The sequence below is a fragment of the Stenotrophomonas indicatrix genome (assembly GCF_002750975.1).
GTDB lineage: Bacteria > Pseudomonadota > Gammaproteobacteria > Xanthomonadales > Xanthomonadaceae > Stenotrophomonas > Stenotrophomonas indicatrix.
On sequence record NZ_PEJS01000001.1, the window covers coordinates 1944240 to 1963229 of the forward strand.

An 18990-nucleotide genomic window follows, 5' to 3' on the forward strand; every position below is an offset into this window, starting at 1 on the left:
AGAGGGTGCTGCGACGCCGCTGTCAAACCCAGCCGGTGGCGTAGTAGATGCCGATCACCACGAACACCGCGAGGGTCTTGATGATGGTCACTGCGAAAATGTCCTTGTAGGCCTGGCGATGGGTCAGCCCGGTGACCATCAGCAGGGTGATGACCGCACCGTTGTGCGGCAGGCTGTCCATGCCGCCCGATGCCATCGCGGCAACGCGATGCAGCACCTCCATCGGGATGCCGGCAGCCTGCGCGTTGGCGATGAAGGTCTCCGACATTGCCGCCAGGGCGATGCTCATGCCGCCCGATGCAGAGCCGGTGACGCCGGCAAGACCGGTTACGGTGACCGCTTCATGCAGCAGGGGGTCCTTGATCGCCCCCAGCGCGTTGGCCACCACCATGAAGCCGGGCAACGCGGCGATGACCGCGCCGAAGCCATATTCCGAGGCGGTGTTCATGGCTGCCAGCACGGCACCACCGATCGCCGCCTTGGTGCCTTCGGCAAACTGGGTGACCACCGGGCGCCAGGCCAGCGCCAGCACCGACAGGATGCCAACCAGCAGCGCGCCCAGCACGGCCCAGATTGCGGTGATCTTCGCCACGCCCTGCACCACCGGCGCGGCGCTGCCCATGATCGACGGCACGAAGCTGTGCTCCGCACCGTACCAGTGCGGTATGCCCAGGGTGAACAGCTTGTTGGACACAAACACCAGCAGCAGCGGCAGCACGGCAATGCCCGCGTGTGCCAGATGGGTGCCTGCGAACGGTGCCGGCTCGTTCACCAGGGTGCCCGGGTCTCCGTAGCCCTCGCCACTGCGCACCGCCGCGCGACGGCGCCACTCCAGGTAGGCCATGCCCACCGCAAGCACGAACACACTGCCCAGCGTACCCAGCACCGGAGCCGCCCAGGTATCGGTGCCGAAGAACGTGGTCGGGATGATGTTCTGGATCTGCGGCGTGCCCGGCAATGCGTCCATGGTGAAGCTGAAGCCGCCCACCCCCAGCGTGGCCGGAATCAGGCGCTTGGGGATGTTGCTCTGGCGGAACATCTCGGCCGCGAACGGATAGACCGCGAACACCACCACGAACAATGACACGCCGCCGTAGGTGAGCAGGCCCGACACCAGCACGATCGACAGCATCGCCCGCTGCGGTCCGAACAAGCGGATCGCCGCACCCACGATCGAGCGGGAGAAGCCGGACAGTTCGATCAGCTTGCCGAACACCGCGCCCAGCAGGAACACCGGAAAGTATAGCTTGAGGAAGCCAACCATCTTGTCCATGAACAAGCCGGTGAACATCGGTGCCACCAGCGAGGGATCGGTGAGCAGCACTGCGCCAAGCGCGGCGATGGGCGCGAACAGGATCACGCTGTAACCACGGTAGGCCACCAGGATGAGGAAGGCCAGCGCTGCAAGTACGATCAGTAACGACATACGGCGCTTCCGGGTGGGGACGCGCCCAGTATCCGGATCTGGCGACCGCTGCCGACTGGACCTAGGTCCACTCGCCGGTGCGCAACCGCGCCGCTAGCCTAGCGTCCATGGGTGGCAATGGGCCATTCGCCGCGTACATGCCTTGGGGGAGGACCGAATGAAACGGAATTGCTTGAGCCTGATGATCGGCACACTGCTGGCCACCGGGCCGGTTCTGGCGCAGGACGCACCGCAGGGCGCGCCGGCAGCCGCCCGCACCGCTTCGGCCACCAACCTGGACAGCATCACGGTGACCGCACGCAAGCGCGAGGAAACCCTGCAGGAGGTGCCGGTTGCCGTCACCGCCTTTACGTCCGAAGCCCTGGACAAGATGAACGTCCAGGACATCAGCGACCTTGATGGACAGGTCCCCAACCTGACCATCTACGCGGCGCGCGGCGCCAGCAGCACGGTCACCGCCTACATCCGCGGTGTTGGCCAGTCCGACCCTACCTGGGGCGCTGACCCGGGCGTGGGCATCTACCTGGACGACGTCTACATCGCCCGTCCGCAGGGTGCGTTGCTGGACGTGTTCGATGTCTCGCGCATCGAGGTGCTGCGCGGTCCGCAGGGCACGCTGTACGGCAAGAACACCATCGGCGGTGCCATCAAGTACATCTCGCGCGGCCTGCCCACCCAGACCGAAGGCTTCGCCCAGATCACCGTCGGCAACTACAGCCAGTTGGACGCCAAGGCGGCGATCGGCGGCCCGATCGGCGGGGCCGACAGCGGCCTGCGCGCGCGCGTGGCGGTGGCCAGCATGAATCGTGACGGCTTCGGCGAGAACACCTTCACCAACCAGCCGGTCAGTGACAAGCAAATCAATGCGGCGCGCTTCAACCTGGGTGCGTACGCGGGCGACGACTTCGACGTGCAGTTCGCTTTGGACTGGATCGACGACCAGTCCGGCATGCGTGGCTCGAAGATGCTGGCACCCAACCCGTTCGTGCGCGCCTACCCGCCGATGGATGACCGCTACGACATCCGCTCGGGCATGCGCAACCTCAACAGCGTGGAGACCAAGGGCGCCTCGGCCACGGTGAACTGGCGGCCCAGCGAAGACGTTGCGCTGAAATACGTGGTGGCCAAGCGCGAGTCGGACAGCGACGCGAACATCGACTTCGACAGCACGCCGGTCAAGCTGGCCGATGTAGGTGGCTCTTACCATGACGACCAGGTCAGCAACGAGGTGCAGCTGAACTACGATGCCGGCGGCCGCGTGCGGGGCGTGGTGGGCCTGTACCAGTTCAGTGGCGAGGCCGGCGGCCAGATCCGCAACAACTTCTTCAACCTGCAGTTCGGCGACACCCGCGGCAAGGTGCTGACCGACAGCATCGCACTGTATGCCGACTGGACGTTCGATCTGACCAGCAAGCTGAAGCTGGACGTCGGCGCCCGCTACACCGACGAGGACAAGCGCGCGATCGTGCTCAACCGCTTCTACTCCGATGCGACGTTCACCCGTCCGATCGCGGTCGCCGCCGATTTCGACAAGAAGACCAATTTCAAGAACGTCTCGCCCAAGGTGTCGCTGGATTACCAGATCACCCCGGACATCATGGTCTACGGCCTGGCCACGCGTGGCTTCAAGTCCGGCGGCTACAACATCCGCGCCAATGCCGTTGCCGTGCCACGCTCGGCCGAGCCGTTCGATGACGAGACGGTCGACAGCTTCGAGATCGGCAGCAAGATGGCCTTCCTCGACCAGCGCCTGTTCCTGAACTTGTCGGCGTTCCACAACAAGTACAAGGACATCCAGTTGTCGGTGTTCACCGGCATCGATACCAACGGCGACGGTGTCGACGATGCCTTCTTCGGCGACTTCACCAATGCCGGCGCCGGCACCATCAACGGCCTGGAAATCGAGTACCAGTACCTGCCCAGCCAGCACTGGCTGATCTCCGGCAACCTGGCCTGGCTGGATGCCAAGTATGACGAGTACATGGACCGCGGCGTCAACGTGGCCAAGCAGATGAAGTTCACCAACGCGCCGGACTTCTCGGGCGCATTGAACGTGGAGTACCGCACCGACCTGGCCAATGGCAGCAACCTGTCCGCACGGGTGAGCTACAGCTACCAGAGTGAAGTGTGGCCGACCACCGATCTGAGCCCGGTGATCCGCCAGGACGGCTACGGGCTGGTCAATGCCGGCGTGACCTGGAAGCTTGACGACGCCTGGACCTTCTCGCTGCAGGGCACCAACCTGGCCGACAAGGAGTACCGCACCACCGGTTACAACATTCCGGCGGTCGGCACGCTGATTGGTTTCTATGGGCCGCCGCGCCAATATAGCCTCAGCGTCCGTTACGATTTCTAGGAAGCTCCTGCATGACACCGTCTTACGATGATCTGTACTGGAAAAGTGACGATGGCCTGCGCCTGCATGCGCGTGACCATGCACCTGCAGGCGCGGAGCCGGCGCGCGGCACCGTGGTCTGCATCCCCGGCCTGACCCGCAATGGCGCCGACTTCGATGCCCTTGCGCAATCGTTGACCGCCGTCGGCTGGCGGGTGATCGCAGTTGACCTGCGTGGACGCGCAGGTTCGGAACGCGCATCGGACCCGTCCAGCTACAACCCGCGCACCTATGCCGACGACATGGTGGCGCTGCTGCGGTCGCAGAACATCGACAAGGCGGTTTTCATCGGCACCTCGCTGGGGGTGCTGGTCACCATCACCCTGGCCTCGCGTGCGCCCGGGCTGATCGCCGTGGCAGTTCTGAACGATGCCGGCCCCAAGGTGCCGCGCGAAGCGCTGGCGCGGATCGGCAAGTATGCCGGCAAGCCCGTGCCGCCGATGGACCTGGCACAGGCCACGACCTATGTGGAGTCCATCGGCAAGGCCGCGTTCCCGCGCTTCACCGCCGACGACTGGCGGGCGATGGCCGTACGCACGTTCCGCCAGCGCAGCGATGGCCTGCTGGAACTGGACTACGACCCGGCGGTGATCCGCACCACGCGGCCGTGGCTGCTGTGGCTGCTGCGCCCGGTGCTGTGGCGCGCCGTGCGTGGGCTGACCGCACGCGTGCCAGTGCTGGTGGTTCGTGGGGCGTTGTCGGACATCCTGCCTGCCGATGTCGCGCAGCAGATGGCCGCCACGTCGCCCAACGCCCGCCTCGTTGAGGTGCCGGAGGTAGGCCATGCGCCGATGCTGTCCGAGCCCGAGGCGCGTGACGCGATCCTGGCATTGCTGGAGTGCGTGCGATGAGTTCCGGCGTTTCGATGGATGCGCTGCCTGCCGCCCTGCAGGCCCTGCACCAATGGGCGGCAAGCGAGCGGCTGAGCGGCAGCACGCGCATCGCGCAGTCGCGCATCAATGCTTTCGCCGAGGCCACCGGTGACCACAATTGGATCCACACCGATCCTGCCCGCGCACGGACCGGCCTGCCGGGCGGGCAGACCATCGCCCATGGGTTCCTTCTGCTCTCGCTTACCGTAGAGGACGACGTGGCGGCCCTGGCCGGTTTTCCCGGCATCGCCCACGTACTGAACTACGGCTTGAACAAGGTCCGCTTCCTGGCGCCGGTGCCGAGTGGTTCCGAGGTACGGGTGCGCTCGCAGCTGATGTCCTTGGAAGCGCGCAGGCCCGGGCAGTGGCTGCTGACCCAGCACAAGACCGTGGAAGTGGTTCCCGCCGGCGAGACAGCCGTGGTCGCCGAACAGTTGTCGCTGATCGTACTCGCCGACTAGCGCCGCACCGTCCTCCCGCGCGGGGCGGGCCGGCTGCCCGCCGGCCGCGGTTCTCTCTACACTGGAGCGATGTTGACGCCCTCCATCGTCCTGTTCGCCTGCATCGCGTGGACCGTGCTGCTGTTCGGCGTCGCCCTGTGGGGGGAACGCCAGGGGCATCGGCTGTCGAAGGTATGGCCAGCCATCTACGCGCTGTCACTGGGCGTGCACTGCACGGCGTGGACCTACTACGGGGCTGCCTCGCAGGGCGTGCAATGGGGCTTCCCGATTCCGCCGACACTGATCGGCATGGCCCTTATTTTTGCCTTCGGCCTGCCGTTCCTGGTGCGGCTGGGGCGGCTGGCCAAGCAGCACAACAGCGCCACCATCGCCGACCTGGTGGTCGCGCGACTGCGTGCCGACCAAGGGCTGGGCATCACCATCACCCTGGTCGCGCTGTTCGGCATCATTCCCTACATCGCGCTGCAGCTGAAAGCGGTCAGCCAGGGCCTTGCCGCCCTGCTCGGTGACCAGTTCGCACCCGTTGGCTGGCAGCTGGACGTGTCGTTCTGGTTCGCGCTGACGATGGCGGCGTTCACCACCCTGTTCGGTGCACGCAAGGCGTCGGCGACCGAGCACAACCGCGGCATCGTGGTCGCGCTGGGCCTGGAATCGCTGTTGAAGCTGACGGCCCTGCTGGCCATTGGCCTGTATGCCGCGCTATCGGTGCACAAGGCCGGCACGCCGCTGCTTGAGAAGATGGCGCACCTGCCACCGCCGGCAGTGGTGCCGGATTACCTGACCATGGTGGCGCTCGGTGCCATGGCCGCGTTCACCCTGCCCCATCAGTTCCATGTGGGCGTGGTCGAGCTGCGCCAGTCATCGGACCTGAAGACGGCGCGCTGGCTGTTCCCGGTCTACCTGCTGTTGATCGGCCTGCCGTCGGTGCCGATGGCACTGGCCGGTGCCGCGCAGCTGCCGCCATCGATGACGCCGGATCTGTACGTGCTGGCCCTGCCGCAGGAGCGCGGCCATCACCTGCTGGCACTGCTGGCATACCTGGGCAGCCTGAGTGCCGCCACCGGCATGATGATCCTGTCCGGGCTGACCCTGTCGATCATGCTCGGCAACCACGGTGTGGGCTCGCGCCTGCTGAGCGGCGTCAATGGCTTCAACACCGGCGCGGATCTACGACCGCGGGTGCTGGCCTTCCGGCGCGCCGGCATTCTCGCCGTGTTCCTGATGTCGTGGCTGTACAGCCGTGCGATGAGCGGCACCGAGGCGCTCAGCGATTTCGGCCTGATGTCGTTCACCGCGCTCTCGCAGCTGGCACCGGCGGTGCTGCTGGCGGTGTACCGTCCGCGCACGCCCTCCCCGGCCATCATCGCCGGCATCGTACTGGGCTCGCTGGTCTGGTTGTGGCTGGTGCTGCTGCCCATGGTGCTCCCTGCCCCGCTGGCGTCGGCCGGTCCCGACGGGCTGCACTGGCTGGCGATGTTCTCGCTGCGCATGCAGCCGGGCCATATCGCCATCAGCATGGGCGCCAGCCTGGCCGTCAACCTGGTAACCGTGGTGCTGGTGTCGCGCGCGGTGCGTCCACCGATGCCTCGGCAGCGGGACGCGGTGGCCGCGGCGTCATTGCGCAAGACGGCTGGTCGCTTCCTCGGCCAGGAACGGGCACGCCAGCTGATGGACGGGCACGCCGGGCAGATGCTGGACGACGACCGGGTGACTGCCATCGAGCGCGAACTGACCGCCGTGGTCGGTGCAGGCATGGCGCGGCTGCTGGTGGAGGCGGCACGCGATGGTGGCGCTGCGCCGCTGGACGCTGTTACCCGCGCGGTCGGTGAAGCCACCCAGGTACTGCGCTTCAACCAGCGCCTGCTGGAGGCTGCCCTGGAGAACATGAGCCAGGGCATCAGCGTGGTCGATGCGCAGTTGCAGCTGGTGGCCTGGAACAGCCGCTACGCCGCGCTGTTCAAGTTCCCGCCGGAGCTGCTGCAGGTGGGGCAGCCGGTGTCGAACCTGACGGCGTGGGCACTGGGACAGCTGAAGATCGGCGACACCCCTGGTGACTCGCGCGACAAGGCGTTGCAGCGGCGGGTGGTGCACATGCGGCGCGGCACGCCGCACCTTTCCGAGCGGATTTTCCCGGACAACACCATCGTTGAGATCCGAGGCAACCCGATGCCCGGTGGCGGCTATGTGGCCACCTTCACCGATGTCACCGCGTTCCGGCGGGCAGAGGACGCGCTCAAGCGCAGCAACGAAACCCTGGAGCGCCGCGTGCAGGACCGCACCGCCCGGCTTGAACAGGCCGTGCATGAAGCCGAGCGGGCCAACGTGGCCAAGACCCGCTTCCTGACCGCGGTCGGCCATGACCTGATCCAGCCCCTGCATGCGGCGCAGCTGTTGACCGACGCCATGTCGCAGCACATCGAATCGGAATTCCTGGACAGTTTCCTGCGCCAGATTCGCGGCGCGCTGGATTCCACCGACGATCTGCTGTCGGGCCTGCTGGATATTTCGCGACTGGAAGCCGGTGGCCTGGTGGCCGATCCGCGCCCGTTCGCATTGTCGACCGTGCTGGAGCCGCTTGCGCAGGAGTTCGCGGTGCTGGCCGCGGCACGCGGCCTGCAGTTCCGCCATGTGCGTACCCGCGCGTGGGTGCACAGCGACCCGTTGCTGCTGCGCCGCGTACTGCAGAACTTCCTGGCCAACGCCATCCGCTACACCCGCCGTGGCGGCGTACTGCTGGGGGTTCGCCGGCACGGCCAGGCACTGTCGATCGGCGTGCATGACAGCGGCCCCGGCATCGCGCCGGAGCAACAAGCCGTGGTGTTCGAGGAGTTCCACCGTGGCGACCGCAGCAATGGCCAGGGCCTCGGTCTTGGCCTGACCATCGCGCACCGCATTGCCGACCTGCTGCATGCACCGTTGGAACTGCAAAGCGAACTGGATCGCGGCTCGGCCTTTTCCATCACCGTGGCGCGGGCAGCGCCACCGGCGGCCCCACGCACTGAGCCCGCCGCTGGCAACAGCAGCATCAAGGGCATCCGCGTGCTGGTGGTCGACAACGATGCGGAGGCACTGGAGGCAATGCGGCTGATGCTGCTTGCCTGGGGCTGCGATGTCATCGCGGCGCGTGATGTCGCTGCGCTGGGTGCGTCAGCACATGAGGCGGCACTGTGGCTGTTCGACTACCACCTTGATGACGGCGATACCGGCGTCGCACTGTGGAAGCGCCTCGTCACCGTACATGGCGCGCGGCCGACGGTGATCCTCAGCGCCGATACCGGCAATGACACGCGCGAGGCGGTGCGCAGTGTGGGCCTGTCACTGCTGAACAAACCGTTCAAGCCGCTGGCGCTGCGCTGGGCGATCAACCATCTGCTGGCAACGGCCAGCACGGAAAGGACCTGACGAAGGATCAGGCGTCCTGCGCGTCTTCGATCTGCCGGGATGGGTCGGTCAACCCCATCTCGTGCAGCACGCGGATGGCCTGCGCGCGATTGCGTACGCCCAGTCGTCCCATGATGCGGGTCATGTGTGCCTTGACCGTGCGCAACTGCACGCCCAGCCGGTCGGCGATCTGCTTGTTGAGCAGCCCTTCGGCCACCAGGCTCAGCACCTTGTACTGATGCGCGGACAGGCTGGACAAGCGCGCGGCAAGATCGGCGTCCTTGCTGAAGGGCGCCACCCGCGCCACCGGCTCGCGCAGCAGCGCCGGTATCCAGCGCTCACCTTCCAGCACGGTCTGCAGTGCGGACTGCAGGTCGGTCAGGCCCGAGCTCTTGGGCAGGTACCCGGCTGCGCCCAGGTCGATGGCGCGGCGGATCACGTGCGGCTCTTCATTGGCCGAAACGATGATGATCGCCAGCCCCGGTTGCAGCGCACGTATGGTCGCCAGTCCGGCCAGGCCGTGGTTGCCCGGCATGTGCAGGTCCAGCAGCATCAGATCGATCTGCTGGTTCTCGATCGCTTCGAGCACGCCGTGCAGCGAATCGGCCTCGCTGATCTGCAGGTCAGCCACCGCTTCTTCAGCGGCGCGATGCAGCGCCGCGCGGAACAAGGGGTGGTCATCGGCGATGAGCAGGGTCGGCATGTCCAGCCGAGGTTAGCAAATCGCCTGCGCCTGGGCACGGGTACCAAGGTACGCTGGCGTGCGCCGCCCGGATGGTTAGGGTGGAGCAATGAACATCCACCGCCCCGTCATGCTGCTGTGCGCCGCGCTGCCATTGCTTCTGGGCAGCATCTCCAGCACTCACGCCGCCCCGCCCCGCCCCACTACCGCTGTTCCGGTGTTCGAGCAGTGGCGGGAAACCGTGCATCGCGGCAGCGACGAACTGCTGACCGCAGGCCTGGGCATCGACGCCCTGCGCTCCGCCACCGCGCCAGCGTTTGCCAACCCGGCCCAGCCCACGGCCGAGGAAGCACGGCGTCGTGCGATCTGGAGCAGCTGGCGCGGCATCGCCGACCTGACACCCGGCGGCGGCTTTGGCGATGTCTACGGCAGCCTGCAGGCGGTACCCGGCCGCGAATTCTCCGCCTATGCGCGCGTTCCCGGCGCGCGCCATCCCCATCGGGTACTGGTGCAGGTGCCCGACAGCTTCGACGCCGCGCGGCGCTGCCTGGTCGTCGCGGCATCTTCCGGTTCGCGTGGCATCCATGGCGCGATCGCGGTTGCCGGCAGCTGGGGCCTGGCACATGGCTGCGCGGTCGCCTATACCGACAAGGGCGCCGGCAGTGATTACTACGATCTGGACGCCAAGGCCGGCTTCCAGGCAGACGGCACCCCAGCCAGCCAAGGCGCGTTGGCCTTCATTCCTGCGGGTGCGACAGCCGCGCAGGGAATCGCCTTCAAACATGCTCATTCGGGTGACAACCCGGAAGCAGACTGGGGACGCCATCTGCTGCAGGCGCTGCAGTTCGGCCTGCAGGCGCTGGACCGCGCCTATCCGCAATCGGCCCCGTTCACTGCGGCCAATACACGCACGCTGGGCGTGGGCGTATCCAATGGCGGTGGCGCCGTGCTGCGCGCGGCGGAGATCGAAGGCGACTGGTTCGATGCGATGGTGGCCGGCGAACCCAATGTCTCGGTGGCAGGCGCTCCGCCGCTGTACGACTTCGTCACCCAGGCCGCGTTGCTGATGCCCTGTGCCCTGCTGACGGAGGACGATCTGCCACAACCGCCGATGCGGGCGCAGGCCGTGCCAGGGTGGACCCAGCGATGTGCCACGCTGAAATCCACTGGGTTGGTGCAAGGCGATGACACCGCGGCACAGGCGCGGTCGGCACGGCAGCAGCTGCTCGACGCGGGCTTGAGCGCCGATGCACTTCGCGCCGGTGCATTCTCCACCGGTTTCGATCTGTGGCGCGCCATCGCAGCGACCTACTCGTCAGCCTATGGACGCTACGCCGCGGGCGAACATCCCTGCGCGTACAGCTTCTCGGCCGCCGGCACCGACGGCAGACCCCACGCGGCCACGGCCGAGGTTCGTGCAACCTGGTGGAGCGAGGGCAGTGGCATCCCGCCGGGCAGCGGCGTGGTTCTGGTGGACGGCAATGCCACCGGGGCAGCAGCTGATCCGCTGCGTGGCCTGAACTGCCTGCGTGCACTCGGCGAGGGCGACAGCGCCGATGCCCGAAGGGTACGCGCCGGCATCACCGCAGCGACTGCCAAGGCGCCGCGGCGCGGCCTGCCGATCGTGGTGATCCATGGCCTGGACGACGGGCTGGTACCGATCAGCATGACCAGTGATCGCTATGTGCCACTTGCCCGCAAGGCCGGGGCGCAGATCGCCTATTGGCGGGTGAACAAGGCACAGCACTTCGACTCGCTGCTGGCCTTCCCGGACTACCGGAAGCGCTACGTCCCGCTGCTGCCCTACGTGTTCGCGGCGATGGACCAGGTGTGGGAACACCTTGAAGATCCAGCGCGAGCGCTGCCGCAGGATGCACTCATCCAGCCGAGCCCACGCGCGGAAGCACCGCTGCTGCGCGAGCAGCTGTCCATTCCCGCGCCCCCCGGCCGCTGACGCGCCGCCCCATCAGGAAGATCACATGTCATTCGCCACCGCCGCAGACGCGCCCGCCGCCGAGCCTCACGCCTACCCCCTGCTGATCAAGCAGCTGCTGCTGACACCTCTGGCAGTGCGTCCACAGCAGGAAATCATCTACGGCGACAAGGTCCGCTTCGACTACCGCACCCTGCAGGCCCGCATCGGCCAGTTGGCCGGGCTGCTGATCTCGCTCGGGGTAAAGCGCGGCGATACGGTGGCAGTGATGGACTGGGACAGCAACCGCTACCTGGAGAGCTATTTCGCCGTGCCGATGATCGGAGCGGTGCTGATGATGGTGAACATCCGCCTGGCGCCCGAGCAGATTGCCTATACGCTCAATCACAGCGGTGCGCGGGTGATCCTGGCCAACCGCGAGTTCCTGACGGTGCTGGACGCCATCGAAGAACAGCTGCCGGACGTGCGCACGCGCATCCTGCTGGATGATGATGAGGGCCCGCTGCCAGCGGGTTTCGTGACCGAGTATGAGGCCGGGCTGCGCGAGGCCACGCCCATCACCCGCTTCCCGGACTTCGACGAGAACACCCGCGCCACCACGTTCTATACGACTGGCACCACGGGCCTGCCCAAAGGCGTGTACTTCAGCCATCGGCAACTGGTACTGCACTCGCTTGCGGCGATGGCAGCCCTCGGCAGCGCGTCCAACCAGGGCCGCCTGCACCGCGACGATGTCTACATGCCGATCACGCCGATGTTCCATGTCCATGCCTGGGGCATGCCGTACGTGGCCACGCTGCTGGGCATCAAGCAGGTCTACCCCGGTCGCTACCTGCCGGGCGCGTTGCTGGCGCTGATCGCCCGCGAGAAGGTGACGTTCTCGCACTGCGTGCCGACCATCCTGCATATGCTGCTGGGCCATCCCGCCGCTGCCGATACCGACCTGCGCCGCTGGAAGGTGATCATCGGCGGCGCGGCACTACCGCGGGCACTGGCGCAGCAGGCACTGGCCCGTGGCATCGACATCTTCGGCGGCTACGGCATGTCCGAAACCTGCCCGCTGCTCACCCTCGCGCAGATCGATGCAGACGCCGTGGACGGCCCGGACGAGGAGCTGTCCCTGCGCACCAAGGCCGGCATTCCGGTGCCGCTGGTTGACCTGCGCATCGTCGACGAACGCATGAATGATGTTGCCCACGATGGCATCGCCACCGGGGAAGTGGTGGTGCGCACGCCCTGGCTCACCCAGGGCTATCTGCACAATCCGGACGCTTCGACGGCGTTATGGGCCGGCGGTTACCTGCACACCGGGGACATCGGCAACATCGATGGCAGCGGCTACCTGCGCGTGACCGACCGCATCAAGGATGTGATCAAGACCGGTGGCGAGTGGATCTCCTCGCTTGCCCTGGAGGACATCATCGCCCTGCATCCGGCGGTCAACGAGGTCGCGGTGATCGGCATCAGCGATTCGAAATGGGGCGAGCGACCGCTGCCGTTGGTGGTCCGGCAGCACGGCAGCGATGTGACCGAGGCGGAGATCATCGAACTGGTCGCAGCACGCAGCCGCTCCGGTGATATCTCCCGCTACGCGATCCCCGACCGCGTCAGCTTCGTCGATTCGCTGGAACGCACCAGCGTGGGCAAGATCAACAAGAAGAAGCTGCGCAACCTGCATGATGTGGGCGCAGCCACCGACGCAGGTTGACGCTGCGGCCTACGGCCAACGGAGGGTCACTTCGTTCTTCTGCTTGATCGCCCGGCGCCCCCGCCCCGCTGGCGCCGTGGAGGATCCAGCAGATCCATCAGCCTGACCTGGTTGTCGGTGCAGGAAATGCCCTCAGGACGCTGGGTGACACCCTCGATGATGCCCAGCAGGCGCGCTTCGTTCTCCTGCAGTTGCAGGATCAAGCGTCGGATCTCGGCCAGGCGCCTGCCCAGCGACTCGACCAGGCCTTGGTGATCGCACGCCTGCGTGCCCCCAGGCAGGAAATGCCGGATCTCATCAAGTGAGAAGCCGACGCGCTGCGCGTTGTCGATGATCTGCAGCACGCCCAATACGTCCGGGGAATAGATCCGGTAGCCATTGCTCCCCCTGGGCGGCGCGCTGATCAGGCCTTCGGCCTCATAGAACCGGATACGCGATGGGGCCAGGCCCGTGGCCTTGGCCAGATCCCCGATTTTCATCCTGCCACTGCCCCTTGACCTTCAAGTTGACTTTAAACATACACTGCCGCGACCGTCAGCGTGAGAGGTTGCCGACGGCGGTCTGGCGAGCACCCGCGCGGCACTGAAATGCGGGCGCCCTGGGCTGAACTTCCACCCCGGGCGATCAGAGGCCCAGACGCCCAAGGAAAAGAGATGCAGACCATTCTGGGAGCAAACGGCCAGATCGCCCAGGAACTGGCGCGCGCGTTGAGGCGCACCTACACCGACGACCTTCGCCTCGTGAGCCGCACGCCGCGGCCGGTCAACACGGGTGACCAGCTTGTGCCGGCGGACCTGCTGGACGCAGAGCAGACGCTGAAAGCCGTTGAAGGCAGCGACATCGTCTATTTCACCGCAGGGCTGCCGCCGGATTCAGGGCTCTGGGAGCGGCAGTTTCCTTCCATGCTGAAGAACGCACTGGATGCCGCCGTCGCCACCGGCGCTGCATTTGCGTACTTCGACAATACCTACATGTATCCGCAGACGGCGGCTGCGCAGACCGAGGACATCGCGTTCGCACCGGCCGGCAGGAAGGCACGCGTGCGCGCAGAGATGGCGCGCATGGTCCTGGATGAGATGGCAGCCGGGCGCATCGCCGTCACCATCGCCCGAGCACCGGAATTCTATGGCCCGGGCAACACGCAGAGCTTCACCAATGCCCTCATCATCGACAGGCTGAAGGCTGGCAAGTCGCCGCGCGTGCCACTGCGCGACGATACCCTCAGAACGCTGATCTGGACGCCCGACGCCAGTCGCGCGCTCGCACTGCTGGGCAATACGCCCGACGCGCAGAACCAGACGTGGCATCTGCCCTGCAGTGAGCCGAGATTGACCTATGCCCAGTTCGCCACCCTGGCCTGCGCTGTGTTCGGCAGGCCGGACACCCATGCCACCCTCGGCAGGACTGCGCTGTACATCGCCGGCCTGTTCTCGAAAGGTGCGCGCGAGATTCGGGAGCTGCTGCCGCGCTATGAGCATGACAATCGCTTCGAATCCGGAAAGTTCAAGCAGCGCTTTCCCGACTTTCCCGTAACCAGCTACGACGCAGGACTGCGGCAGATCAAGCACGAATGGGAAACCGGAAAATGAGCCAGAGGCGTATCTGATGAACCGTCGCATCCTTCATGTTGTCACCAACGTCGCGCATTACGATGACCCCAGCCACAGGACCGGGCTCTGGTTGTCGGAACTGACGCATGCCTACGACCTGTTCGCCGGGCAAGGCCATGAACAGCACCTGGTCAGCCCACGCGGCGGGCACTCACCACTTGAGCCGCGCTCGCTGAAATGGCCGGCGCTGGACCATTCGGCGAAGGCATGGCTGCGGGATCCGGCGCGCATGGCACTGCTGGACAACACGCTCGCCCCCGACAACGTCGACGCTGCCGCGTACGACGCGATCTACTTCACCGGTGGGCATGCGGTGATGTGGGATTTCCCGGACAGCGAGGGCATCCAGAAAATCACACGGGACATCCATGAGCAGGGCGGGATCGTCTCGGCGGTCTGCCACGGCTATTGCGGCCTGCTCAATACCCGGCTGAGCGATGGGCAACTGCTGGTGCAGGGCCGGCGGGTAACAGGATTTTCCTGGACCGAGGAAATCCTGGCGGGTGTTTCCAGGCAGATGCCGTACAACGCGCAGGCGGAAATGTCCCAGCGAGGAGCGCTGTACGAGAAGGGACTACTGCCGTTCGTGCCGAAGGTGGTTGTCGATGGCAGGCTGGTCACCGGCCAGAATCCGCAGTCGGCCAAGGCGACGGCAAAGGCGGTTGCGGCGCTGCTGCGCACATCCGGCTAGCGCCGGCCATTGCCTTTCAGCGCAGCGTCTTCCAGCACGTCCTGGCGCTGGAAGGCGCAGCTCAGCGGCTGGACGCAGCTGGCAGCCGGGCCAGCAGATCCGCCCGGCATGCATCCAGGATTTCGTCCGCCAGCGGCGATTCGTCCGGGCAGGACCTCGACAGCACCAGCGCGCCGACCGCTTGAGCCATCAGCGCAATCCTGCGCGCACGCGCCGCATCGTCCGGATCGCGCTGCGCCTGCCCCTCCTGCGTGGCACGTGTTGCCAGCCTGGCCTCGATGCCGGCCGCAAAGGCAGCCTTGACCGCCTCCGTCTGCCGCGCCGCATCGGTGCACAGCGCCGCCAGCGTGCAACCCTGGCCGGGCCCGTCGCGATGCGCGCGGGACAGGTACTCGCTCACGAATGCCTGCACATCCAGATCAGCCACCGCTGCAGCCGAGCTGGTCAGGCCGCAGGCGGCTGCTTCGGCCATCAGGTCGGCCTTCGAGCCGAAATGCTTGTAGAAGCCGCCATGGGTGAAGCCAGCGGCGGCCATCAGGTCGGCCACGCCAACGCCGTCGTAGCCGCGCTCGCGGAACAGCGTGGAGGCGGTTTCGACGATGTGTGCCCGGTTGGCCTGCGCCTGTGCCTTGGTGACCTTCATGAGCCTTCGCCCTTGGGAGTCCTGTCGCGTGTGGAGGCTACTTTAACACACATAGATTATATTCATCATCAAACCATTGACATCAATGATGACGAGCATCATCATTGATCCAGACCCCTCCTCCGTAGACGAGCCCACCCTCCCATGTCCGACGCCACGCTCTTCCAGCCCTATCCCCTCGGCCCGCTGACGCTGGCCAACCGCATCGTGATGGCACCGCTGACGCGCAACCGCGCCGGCGATGGCTTGGTACCCAGTCCGCTGGCCAGCACCTACTACGCCCAGCGCGCATCAGCCGGCCTGATCATCACCGAAGCCACCCAGGTCTCGGCGCAGGCGCAGGGCTACCAGGACACCCCGGGGCTGTACACGCAGGACCAGATCGACGGCTGGCGCACCGTCACCGATGCGGTGCACGCACGCGGCGGGCACATCTTCGTGCAGCTGTGGCACGTCGGGCGCATCTCGCACGTCGACCTGCAGCCCGGCAACGCCGCGCCGGTTTCCGCCTCGGCCCTCCGCGCGCAGACCAAGACCTTCGTCAACAATGGTTTCGTCGATGTGTCCGAGCCGCGCGCCCTGGACATCGACGAGCTGCCCGCCATCGTCGACGATTTCCGCCAAGCCGCTGCCAACGCCATCGCAGCGGGTTTTGACGGCGTGGAGATCCACGGCGCCAATGGCTACCTGCTCGAACAGTTCATCAAGGATGGGGCCAACCAGCGCACCGACGCGTATGGCGGCTCGGTCGAGAACCGTGCCCGCCTCCTGCTTGAGGTGACCGCTGCGGTGGCGCGCGAAATCGGCACTGAGCGCACCGGCGTGCGCATTTCGCCGGTGTCGCCGGCAAATGCCATCTCCACCGTCAGCGATCCGCAGCCCCAGTACGACTACATCGTCGATCAACTCAGCGCGCTGGGCATTGTCTACCTGCATGTGGTCGAGGGCGCCACGGGTGGCCCGCGCGATGTGGCACCGTTCGACTTCGATGGGCTGCGCCGTCGCTTCAACGGCACCTACCTGGCCAACAACGGCTACGACCTGCAGCTCGCCAGCGCCCGAGTATCCGAAGGCAAGGCCGACCTGGTCGCCTTCGGCCGCCCGTTCATCAGCAACCCTGATCTGGTCGAGCGCCTCAAGCGCGGCGCAGCGCTGGCGGCACTGAACCCGGCCACGCTGTATGGCGGTGGCGCCGAAGGCTACACCGACTACCCCACCCTGCCTGAAGCGCACGCGCAGTAACGCGACCGCCCGCATCCGACACGTCCCCCGTCCAGAGAAGCCCATCATGTCCGTCCTCCCTTCCGTCCTCATCACCGGCGCTTCCAGCGGCATCGGTGCCACCTATGCCGACCGCTTCGCGCGGCGCGGACATGACCTCGTCCTGGTCGCGCGTGACAGCGCCCGCCTGGAAGCACTCGCCGCGCGACTGCGCCAAGAGACCGGCGTGGCGGTGGACATACTGCCGGCCGATCTCACCCAGGCTGACGCGCTGGCCACGGTCGAGGCACGGCTACGCGACGATGCGCGCATCGGCATCCTCATCAACAATGCCGGTATCGCCCAGTCCGGCGACTTCCTCGCACAGTCGGCCGACGCCATCGAACGCCTGGTCACCCTGAACACCACCGCGCTCACGCGCCTGGCCGCCGCCATTGCGCCGCGGTTGGTCGGTGCCGGCAACGGCGCGATCGTCAACATCGGATCGGTGGTTGGCCTTGCACCGGAGTTCGGCATGTCCGTGTACGGCGCGAGCAAGGCGTACGTGCTGTTCCTGTCGCAGGGCCTGAGCCAGGAACTGGCCCCGAAGGGCGTCCATGTGCAGGCGGTGCTGCCCGCTGCCACGCGCACCGAGATCTGGGAACGCGCCGGTATCGACATCACCACGCTTGCTGAAGTGATGGACGTGGGCGAACTGGTCGATGCAGCGCTGGTCGGCTTCGATCGTCGCGAAACGGTGACCATTCCGCCGCTGCACGTGGCCGAACGCTGGGACACGCTGGATGGCGCACGTCAGCCCCTGCTCGGCGACATCCGCCAGGCGCACGCCGCAGAGCGCTACCGCACCGGCGCCTGAGGCCGGCCTCCGTTGCATCCACCCGGCCCCATCACTGCAGGAACCGCCCGCCATGAAAGCCTTCATCATTGACCGCTACAGCAGCAAGGACGTCGGCCGAATCGCCGACGTGCCCGAGCCGCATGTGGGCGACGACGATGTCCTGATCCGGGTTCATGCCGCAGGCGTGAATGCACTGGACAGCAAGATCAGGCACGGCGAGTTCAAACAGATCCTGCCCTATCGCTTTCCGTTGATCCTGGGCAACGATGTGGCCGGGACGGTGGTGCGGGTCGGCGATCGCGCAGGCCGGTTCAAGCCGGGCGACCAGGTGTATGCCCGCCCGGACGATGATCGCATCGGCGGATTTGCCGAGTACATCGCGGTCAAGGCCTCGTCGGTAGCACCAATACCGAAGAACCTTGGCATGGTCGAGGCGGCCGCCCTGCCACTGGTGGCACTGACCGCCTGGCAGGTGCTGGTCGAAACCGCAGCACTGAAGGAGGGGCAGCGGGTCTTCATCCAGGCCGGCTCCGGTGGCGTCGGCACGATTGCGATCCAGCTTGCCAAGCACCTGGGCGCCTTCGTCGCCACCACCACCAGCACGGCCAACGTTGCCTGGGTGAAGGCACTGGGTGCGGACGTCGTCATCGATTACCGGCAGCAGGACTTTGCTGCCGTGCTGCGTGACTACGACGTGGTCCTCAACAGCCTCGGCAGCGACGAACTCGATCGATCCCTCGGCATCCTCAAGCCCGGCGGTCACCTGATTTCCATTTCCGGGCCACCCACGCCAGCATTCGGTGCGGCAAGAGGATTGGCCTGGCCGCTTCGGCAGGTGCTGCGCCTGTTGAGCCTTCGCATCCGCCGCAAGGCCGCGCGCAGGAACATCCGGTACAGCTTCGTGTTCATGCGTGCTGATGGGCAACAGCTGGAACAGGTCACGGCACTGGTCGAATCAGGCGCCCTGCGCCCGGTGGTGGACACGGTCTTTCCCTTCGAGGAAACCGGCAGAGCATTGGCCTACATGGACGGCGGCCGCGCCAAGGGCAAGGTGGTGGTGCAGATGGTGCAGACACAGCACGTGCAGCCCTGAGGAGGCAGCATCGGGCCCGCTGCTTTCAACAGCACC

Annotated in this window: 15 protein-coding genes; 11 read left to right on the forward strand and 4 right to left on the reverse strand. The window is 66.4% G+C overall.

Annotated features, from left to right (window positions below):
• Positions 1-22 precede the first annotated feature (22 nt).
• Positions 23-1426 (reverse strand): GntP family permease, encoded by a 1404-nt coding sequence (locus CR918_RS08975; protein ID WP_099842514.1) that lies wholly within the window; start codon positions 1424-1426, stop codon positions 23-25.
• A 181-nt stretch (positions 1427-1607) separates the two neighbouring features.
• Here CR918_RS08975 and CR918_RS08980 point away from each other — a divergent pair, with 181 nt between their 5' ends.
• The 4 genes from CR918_RS08980 (at position 1608) to CR918_RS08995 (ending at position 8556) form a co-directional block, all read left to right on the forward strand.
• Positions 1608-3782, forward strand: coding sequence for a TonB-dependent receptor (locus CR918_RS08980; protein ID WP_099844310.1), 2175 nt, complete (start codon positions 1608-1610; stop codon positions 3780-3782).
• An 11-nt stretch (positions 3783-3793) separates the two neighbouring features.
• Complete coding sequence (locus tag CR918_RS08985) at positions 3794-4672, forward strand: alpha/beta fold hydrolase (RefSeq protein ID WP_099842515.1); 879 nt, start codon at positions 3794-3796, stop codon at positions 4670-4672.
• Positions 4669-5154 carry a MaoC family dehydratase gene (locus tag CR918_RS08990; protein WP_099842516.1) on the forward strand — a complete coding sequence of 162 codons (486 nt, stop codon included), beginning with the start codon at positions 4669-4671 and terminating at the stop codon, positions 5152-5154. The genes CR918_RS08985 and CR918_RS08990 overlap by 4 nt, the downstream gene beginning before the upstream one ends.
• Before the next feature lie 69 nt (positions 5155-5223).
• Positions 5224-8556 (forward strand): hybrid sensor histidine kinase/response regulator, encoded by a 3333-nt coding sequence (locus tag CR918_RS08995; protein WP_099842517.1) that lies wholly within the window; start codon positions 5224-5226, stop codon positions 8554-8556.
• Between the two features lie 7 nt (positions 8557-8563).
• Here CR918_RS08995 and CR918_RS09000 read toward each other — a convergent pair whose 3' ends face one another.
• Entirely contained in the window at positions 8564-9238 is a 675-nt protein-coding gene (locus tag CR918_RS09000; protein WP_099842518.1) for a response regulator transcription factor, read from the reverse strand.
• An 88-nt stretch (positions 9239-9326) separates the two neighbouring features.
• On the opposite strand from CR918_RS09000, the gene CR918_RS09005 reads away from it, so the two are divergent.
• Both CR918_RS09005 and CR918_RS09010 read left to right on the forward strand, forming a co-directional pair.
• On the forward strand, positions 9327-11171 hold the full coding sequence (locus CR918_RS09005) for a 3-hydroxybutyrate oligomer hydrolase family protein (protein WP_099842519.1): 1845 nt from the start codon (positions 9327-9329) through the stop codon (positions 11169-11171).
• 25 nt (positions 11172-11196) lie between these two features.
• Positions 11197-12858: a fatty acid--CoA ligase gene (locus CR918_RS09010; protein WP_099842520.1), complete on the forward strand. Its 1662-nt coding sequence runs from the start codon at positions 11197-11199 to the stop codon at positions 12856-12858.
• Positions 12859-12884: 26 nt separating this feature from the next.
• Here the strand turns inward: CR918_RS09010 and CR918_RS09015 are convergent, their stop codons facing one another.
• Positions 12885-13337, reverse strand: coding sequence for a MerR family transcriptional regulator (locus tag CR918_RS09015; protein WP_099842521.1), 453 nt, complete (start codon positions 13335-13337; stop codon positions 12885-12887).
• A gap of 174 nt (positions 13338-13511) precedes the next feature.
• Between CR918_RS09015 and CR918_RS09020 the strand changes: the two genes are divergently transcribed.
• The gene (locus CR918_RS09020; RefSeq protein WP_099842522.1) at positions 13512-14447 is read left to right on the forward strand and encodes an NAD-dependent epimerase/dehydratase family protein; all 936 of its coding nucleotides are present in this window, start codon (positions 13512-13514) and stop codon (positions 14445-14447) included.
• Between the two features lie 16 nt (positions 14448-14463).
• Entirely contained in the window at positions 14464-15159 is a 696-nt protein-coding gene (locus CR918_RS09025) for a type 1 glutamine amidotransferase domain-containing protein (RefSeq protein ID WP_099842523.1), read from the forward strand.
• A gap of 61 nt (positions 15160-15220) precedes the next feature.
• Here the strand turns inward: CR918_RS09025 and CR918_RS09030 are convergent, their stop codons facing one another.
• Entirely contained in the window at positions 15221-15802 is a 582-nt protein-coding gene (locus CR918_RS09030) for a TetR/AcrR family transcriptional regulator (RefSeq protein ID WP_099842524.1), read from the reverse strand.
• Between the two features lie 144 nt (positions 15803-15946).
• On the opposite strand from CR918_RS09030, the gene CR918_RS09035 reads away from it, so the two are divergent.
• Genes CR918_RS09035 through CR918_RS09045 form a run of 3 tightly spaced genes read left to right on the forward strand, consistent with a single transcriptional unit; the run spans position 15947 to position 18954 of the window.
• Positions 15947-17044 carry an alkene reductase gene (locus CR918_RS09035; protein ID WP_099842525.1) on the forward strand — a complete coding sequence of 366 codons (1098 nt, stop codon included), beginning with the start codon at positions 15947-15949 and terminating at the stop codon, positions 17042-17044.
• A 46-nt stretch (positions 17045-17090) separates the two neighbouring features.
• Positions 17091-17879, forward strand: coding sequence for an SDR family NAD(P)-dependent oxidoreductase (locus CR918_RS09040; protein WP_099842526.1), 789 nt, complete (start codon positions 17091-17093; stop codon positions 17877-17879).
• Positions 17880-17931: 52 nt separating this feature from the next.
• Positions 17932-18954: an NADP-dependent oxidoreductase gene (locus CR918_RS09045; RefSeq protein WP_099842527.1), complete on the forward strand. Its 1023-nt coding sequence runs from the start codon at positions 17932-17934 to the stop codon at positions 18952-18954.
• Positions 18955-18990: the final 36 nt, after the last annotated feature.